Origin of the sequence: Streptomyces sp. MnatMP-M17 (assembly GCF_900091995.1) — a bacterium.
Taxonomy (GTDB): Bacteria; Actinomycetota; Actinomycetes; order Streptomycetales; family Streptomycetaceae; genus Streptomyces.
Genome location: NZ_FMDK01001086.1, coordinates 1 through 5,577, shown reverse-complemented (window position 1 = coordinate 5,577; position 5,577 = coordinate 1). Strand labels below are relative to the sequence as shown.

6 protein-coding genes are annotated in these 5,577 nt (G+C 70.8%); all 6 read left to right on the top strand.

Annotation, left to right across the window (positions count from 1 at the left end):
* Nucleotides 1-436, top strand: a 436-nt coding sequence (locus tag GA0115259_RS36265) for a lamin tail domain-containing protein (RefSeq protein WP_345941085.1), incomplete at its 5' end; no start/stop codon positions are given.
* 41 nt (nucleotides 437-477) lie between these two features.
* Complete coding sequence (locus tag GA0115259_RS36260; protein ID WP_345941084.1) at nucleotides 478-1,212, top strand: NADPH-dependent F420 reductase; 735 nt, start codon at nucleotides 478-480, stop codon at nucleotides 1,210-1,212.
* A gap of 169 nt (nucleotides 1,213-1,381) precedes the next feature.
* Nucleotides 1,382-2,122 carry a class I SAM-dependent methyltransferase gene (locus tag GA0115259_RS36255; RefSeq protein WP_093604707.1) on the top strand — a complete coding sequence of 247 codons (741 nt, stop codon included), beginning with the start codon at nucleotides 1,382-1,384 and terminating at the stop codon, nucleotides 2,120-2,122.
* On the top strand, nucleotides 2,119-3,213 hold the full coding sequence (locus GA0115259_RS36250) for a pyridoxal-phosphate dependent enzyme (protein ID WP_093604705.1): 1,095 nt from the start codon (nucleotides 2,119-2,121) through the stop codon (nucleotides 3,211-3,213). Before GA0115259_RS36255 ends, GA0115259_RS36250 begins: the two co-directional genes overlap by 4 nt.
* The gene (locus GA0115259_RS36245) at nucleotides 3,210-4,469 is read left to right on the top strand and encodes an ATP-grasp domain-containing protein (protein WP_093604703.1); all 1,260 of its coding nucleotides are present in this window, start codon (nucleotides 3,210-3,212) and stop codon (nucleotides 4,467-4,469) included. The genes GA0115259_RS36250 and GA0115259_RS36245 overlap by 4 nt, the downstream gene beginning before the upstream one ends.
* Nucleotides 4,459-5,577 (top strand): MFS transporter (locus tag GA0115259_RS36240; RefSeq protein WP_107469391.1); only part of this gene is annotated, 1,119 nt, incomplete at its 3' end. The genes GA0115259_RS36245 and GA0115259_RS36240, both read left to right, overlap by 11 nt.

The following is a 5,577-nucleotide window of genomic DNA, read 5'->3' as shown; positions in this document are numbered from 1 at the left end:
CGGCGCGCCCGCCGCTCTCGCGGCGGCAGCCGCCACCCTGATGATGTTTCCCGGACAGGCGCAGGCCGCCGGATCCGTGCACATCACCAAGATCTGGTACGACTCCCCCGGCTCGGACAAGCGGACCAATGCCAGCCTGAACGGCGAGTGGGTCCAGATCAAGAACACCACCGCCAAGTCGGTGAGCCTCAAGGGCTGGAAGCTCACCGACGCCTCCCGGCACGCGTACACGTTCAAGACGTTCACGCTCAAGGCCGGGAAGACCGTCACCGTGAAGACGGGCAAGGGCACCAACACCGCTACGACGGTGTTCCAGCAGCGCGCCGCCTATGTCTGGAACAACGACAAGGACAAGGCCACACTGACCCGGTCCACGGGAGCGGTGCACGACACCTGCTCGTACAACTCCACGCGCGCCGACTACAAGAACTGCTGACCGCCGGGTCCGGAAACTACTCCGAAAGCGGCCGGGACACCGTGGCGGGGAATACCGCCGCGGTGTCCTCCGCTGGCACCCGTATGAGCACTCTTGGACTGATCGGCAGTGGAAACATCGGTGGCACCCTGGCGCGGCTGGCGGTCGCCGCCGGAATCGATGTGGTTCTGAGCAATTCCCGCGGGCCGGAGACCCTGGCCGGCCTGGTGGCCGAGCTGGGCCCGCGGGCGCGGGCCGCGACACCCGCCGAGGCGGCGGAGGCCGGCGACTGGGTCGTGGTCACCGTCCCGCTGAAGCACTACCGCCAGGTGCCGGTGGCGCCGCTGGCGGGAAAGGTGGTCCTCGACACCAACAACTACTATCCCGAGCGCGACGGGCGGTTCCCGGAGCTGGACGCGGAGAAGACCACCGTCAGCGGTCTGCTCCAGGAGCACCTTCCGGAGTCGAAGGTCGTCAAGGCGTTCAACAACATCTTCTTCAAGCATCTCGCCTCGCTGGCACGGCCCACGGGCGCGTCCGACCGCACGGCCCTGCCGATCGCGGGTGACGACGAGGAGGCGAAGGCCTCCGCCGCACGGCTGCTCGACCTCCTCGGCTATGACATCGTGGACGTGGGCCCGCTCTCGGAGAGCTGGCGCTTCGAGCGCGACACTCCGGTCTACGGCTTGCCGTACGGACAGAATCTGCGCGAACACGGCGACAACCTCGACGTCCCGGCGGCGAGCGCGGACGCGGAGACGATCCGCACGGCCGTGGCCGCGGCCAAGCGCGGCTGACCGCGGAATCGAGCGCCGCCGGGCCGGTTTCCGGCGGCGCTTCTCTGTTGTCCCGGACGTCTCCCCGGTCTCCCGGGAACCAGCCGTCGCCCGCGCCCGACTACTGACAAGGAGTGGACAACAGGGCACGGATCACGGGCCGTTGGGGCCCAGAAAGAGGGCAGCACGGTTGAAGTGGTACGAGGACGACTCCCTCTGGTCCGACTTCGCGCCCACGATGTTCTCGGCCGCCCGCGGCGTGGAGGTCGCGGGCATCGTCGCGGATTCGCCGCTGCTGGACTTCGGGCCCGGCGCCCGGGTGCTGGATCTCTGCTGCGGCCCCGGGCTCTTTCTGGTGCCGCTGACGCGGCGCGGATACACCGTCACCGGTGTCGATCTCAATCCGTCCATGCTGGAGCGCGCGGAGACGGCCTGCGCGGAGGCCGGGGCCGATGTGCGCCTGGTCAAGGCGGACATGCTGGACTACGTCGAGCCCGGCTCCTTCGACGTCGTACTCAATGTCTTCACCTCCTTCGGCTACTTCGACAATCCCCATGACAATCTGCGCGTTCTGCGCAACGCCCACGAATCCCTCGCGCCCGGCGGCCGGCTGCTGGTGGATGTGATGGGCAAGGAGGTCCTGGCGGGCTGGATCGGACGGCCGCAGGCGGTGGACCTCCCGGACGGTTCGTATGTCGTCCAGCGCGACACGGTGCTCGACAGCTGGCGCCGGCTGCGGACGGACTGGACGCTGGTACGCGGCTCGACCGCGCGTACGGCGTCGATCACCTCCCACCTCTACAGCGCCGCCGAGCTGCACGATCTCTTCGTCGCGGCCGGCTTCACGGACGTCGAGTGCTTCGGAGGCTTCGACGGCTCCGGCTACGACCAGCGCTCGCGCCGGCTGATCGTACGGGGGACACGGAAATGACGGCGCGTGCAGCGATACACGAGCACATCACCGACGCGATGAAGGCGCCCGATCTGATCCGGCTCGGCGGCGATGTCGTCCTCGCCCGCTTCGAGACGATGAAGGTGTACGCGGCGCTCGGCGCGGTCCGTACGCTGCTGCGGCGCGGCCGTATCGCCCCCGGGCAGACTCTCATCGACAGTTCGAGCGGTATCTACGCGCTGGCGCTCGCCATGGCCTGCCACCGCTACGGACTGCGCTGCCACATCGTGGCGTCGACAACCGTGGACGCGGTGATGCGCGCCCAGTTGGAGGTCCTGGGCGCGACGGTCGACCAGATGCCGCCTTCGGAGAGTCTCCGGCTCGACCAGGAGCGCCGGGTGCGCCATGTCCGTGAACTCCTCGCCCGCAGACCGGACTTCCACTGGATGCGGCAGTACCACGACGCCGTGCACTACGCCGGGTACCGGGAGTTCGCGGCGCTGGTCGCCGAGGCGCTGCCCGACGGCCCGCTGACGGTGGTCGGCGCCGTCGGCACCGGCGCGTCGACGGGCGGTCTGGTGGAGGCGCTGCGCGGATCGGGCCGCGCGGTACGGCTGGTGGGAATCCAGCCGTACGGAAGTGTCACCTTCGGCAGCGAGCGGTTCAGCGATCCCGAGGCGATCATCGCGGGCATCGGAAGCTCCATCCCGTTCGACAATGTCCGGCACGAGCTGTACGACACGCTCCACTGGGTGGACTTCCGCCATGCCATGGCGGGCGCGGTCGGTCTGCTCCGTGAACACGCCGTGTTCGCCGGGCTGTCCACGGGAGCCGCGCATCTTGTCGCGGGCTGGGAGGCGGACCGCGATCCCGGACGGCAGCATCTTGTCATCGGCGCGGACACCGGACACCGGTACGCGGAGCGGGTGTTCGCCCGGCACGCCGAGGCACTGGACATACGCGCCCTGCGGCCACGCCGGATCCACACCCTGGACGAGCTCCGGCCGCCGTGGTCGGTGATGGAGTGGGAGCGCCGTTCCCGCAAGGAACTTGTCGTGGCCGACGTGGGACCGGAGAGCGGATCCTCCGCCGTCCGGCCGGAACCGTTGTCGCAGGGAGAGCCGTCATGACGATCGCCGCGCTGGAGTCACTGTCCTTCGGACTGGCCAGGATGGCCGCCGCGGCGGCCGACGCGGGACACGGGCTGACACTGCTGACCGGCGACCGGTCCGTGTACCGCCATGAGCTGGACACACTCCCGGACACACTGCCGGACGGCGCGCTCACCGTGGTCGATGTCGACACCTTCGACCGGACGGCGACGCGGCGCGCGCTGGCGGCCCTGCCCGATCTGACGGGTCTCATCAACACCACGGACACCTGGAGTGTTCCGGCCGCCGATCTGGCGGCCGAGTTCGGACTGCCGGGCCCGGATCCGACGGCGGTACGGGTGCTGCGCGACAAGGCGCGGGTACGGGCGCTGCTGCACGGCGCCGGACTGAGCAAGGGCCCTGCCGTACCGGTGCCGTTGGGCGCGGAGCCGACGGCCACGGACACGGCTGCCGCCGAGGTGCTCCGTACGATCGGGCTGCCGGCCGTCCTCAAGGACTCCGCGGGCACCTCGTCCCGCGATGTCTGGATCGTCAGGGACGAGGAGGCGCTGCGCGCCGCGCTCGCCGAGGCCAGCCGACGCTCCTTCACCGGCGACCTGTTCGCGGAGCCCTTCCTCGCCGGGCCGCTCTACAGCGCGGAGACTCTGAGCTGGGCCAGGGAGACGCGGCTGCTGGGCGTGCTCAGCCGGCAGACCTCGCGGGAGCCCGCCGTACGGGAGGAGGCCGCCGCCTTCCCGGTCGCGCTGCCTCACGGCGAGTCGGCCGGAATCGAGGAGTGGGTGGGCCGGGTGCTGCATACGGCCGGGCACCACGGCGGGTTCGCCCATGTCGAGTTCATCCTCACCGCCGAAGGTCCCGAACTGGTCGAGATCAACCGGAGGATCGGCGGCGCCCTGGTTGGTGAGGCGCTGTGCCGGTCCCTGCGGACGAATGTGTACGACGCCATGATCGACACCGCGCTCGGCCGCCGTCCCCGGCTGATGGACTCGGCGCTCGAACACACCGGTCCCGCCTGCGGATTCGTCCTGGTCTATCCGGACCGGACCGGTGAACTGGCGGGCTGGCGCGGGCTCGACGGGCTCGGCGCCCATCCGGGCGCGGTGCGCTGGTATCCGGTGCGGGCGCCCGGCGACACGATCGCCACGGTGGCCGATCAGCGCGGCTGCACCGGGATGGTCCTGGCGGAGGCGGCCACCGCGGAGCTGGCACTGCACCGGGCGGCGAGCGCCGCGGCGGGTGTGCGTCCCATCCTCGTGGACGACGGTGGGCGGTGAGCGCGAGGGCGGCGCACGGGACCGTACCCGTACCGCCACCCGGCAGCGCCGCTCGGGCCGATGGCGGCCGACCGGACCGCAGTCGTTCCTGCTGGGCTGCTCGTTCCTGATCACGCTGGGCAGCTTCGCCGTACTGCCGTATATGTCGGTGCTGCTGCATCAGCGGCTGGGGCTCGGCCTCGGTACGGTCGGGGCGGTGCTCGCCGTCGCCTCGCTGGTGCAGTTCTCCGGTGGAGTGGTGGGCGCGGCGCTGGCGCGGCGGATCGGGCTGCGGGCCACGATGCTGGTGGCGCTGGGCGTACGCATCGCGGGATTCGCGACGTTCGTTCCGGGGCTCGGCAGTCCGGCGCTCGCCGTCGGCGCGCTGTTTCTGGTCTCGTGCGGCGCGGCGCTCTATCTGCCCGCGAACAAGGCGTATCTGGTGGAGGGCGCGCGGGAGTCGGAGCGGCCCCGGCTGCTGTCGGCGAGCGGTTCGGCGTTCAACGCGGGAATCGCGCTCGGTCCGCCGGCCGCCGCGCCGTTCGTCCTGACGTCGCCGGGCGCGCTGTTCGGTACGGTGACGCTGCTGTTCGCCGCGGTCGGCCTCGGCCACGCGTTACTGCCGTCGGCGCCACGAGCGCCGGAACCACCGCGGTCAACGCCGGAGCCTCCGCCGTCCCGGCCCTCGCGTCCGTCCTCGCCCGCCAAGGGCGAGGCACTGCCCTTCACGGTCACCGTGCTGAGCGTGTACGTCTTCATGTTCTTCCAGCACTATCTGGCGCTCTACGCCGTTCCTCGTACCTCGGCGTCGTTCTACGGCGCGGTGCTGATGGGATACGCGTGCCTCCTCGTCGTCGCGCAGCCCTTGCTGTCGGAGTGGATCGCCGGGCTCGCCTATCGCACCGCGATATGGGTGGGCTTCGGCGCGATGGCGGCGGGAACGGCGGTCATCGCGGCCGGTGGTCATCCGGGCATCGGCGCGGGCGCCGCGCTGATCTGTCTGGGCGAGATCGTTCTCTTCCTGAAGAACGATCTGGAGGCGCTGGCCCGGTCGTCCGCCGAGCCCGCCACGGTCTTCGGCCGCCAGCGGCTGGCCGCCGGGGTCGGCGCGTTCGCCAGCGGGGGGGCG